Here is a 732-nt window from a genome sequence, read left to right on the forward strand (position 1 = left end):
CTTGTGCAGTACCGAATACAGCGGCAAACAACAGGGCTGAGGCGAGGAGTTTAGTCGTTTTCATGTTTTAGTCCTTATTAGGTTGTGGTTAGGTTAAATATTTCAGACGGCCTGATTCGTCGTTATTTGAAATTCAAAATCGGCCAACCTTTTGCTTTGGCTTCTTTTTCCAGCTCTGCATCCGGATTGACGGCGACAGGTTCGTCCACAATACGCAGCAACGGCAAATCGTTTTTGGAGTCGCTGTAAAAATAAACCTTACCGTAGCTTTCAAAGGTCTCGCCTCGCTCGGCAAGCCATTGGTTCAATCGGGTAATTTTGCCTTCTTTCAGGCTGGGCGTACCGACATAGTTGCCGGTATATCGGCCGTCTTCACCGGTTTCAAGCTGTGTGCCGATGACGTTGTGAATACCGAAAAGATGGCAGATAGGGGTAATGATAAATTCGTTGGTCGAAGAAATAACCAACATTTCATCGCCCGCCATTTGATGGCTTTGCACCAACATACGCTGCATCGGAGAAATGTGTGGAACAATATATTCGGCCATAAACTCGCGATGAAACTCAGCCAATTCTTCCTTGCTGAAACGGGCTAAAGGCGCGAGATGGAATTTGAGGAAGGCATCGATATCAAGACAACCGTTTTGATAGTCTTGGTAGAACTTTTCATTTTGCGCCTCGGTTTCAGCCGCATCGACTATGCCTTTTTTAATCAGGTATTGCGGCCAAGAG

1 protein-coding gene is annotated in these 732 nt (G+C 46.2%); it reads right to left on the bottom strand.

All coding sequences use genetic code 11. The features are described from left to right. Positions 1 to 122: 122 nt before the first annotated feature. A partial coding sequence (locus tag ACTHUM_RS16505; protein WP_440403496.1) for an HAD family hydrolase occupies positions 123 to 732 on the bottom strand: 610 nt, incomplete at its 5' end.

This window comes from Neisseria sp. P0021.S006, from assembly GCF_051956895.1.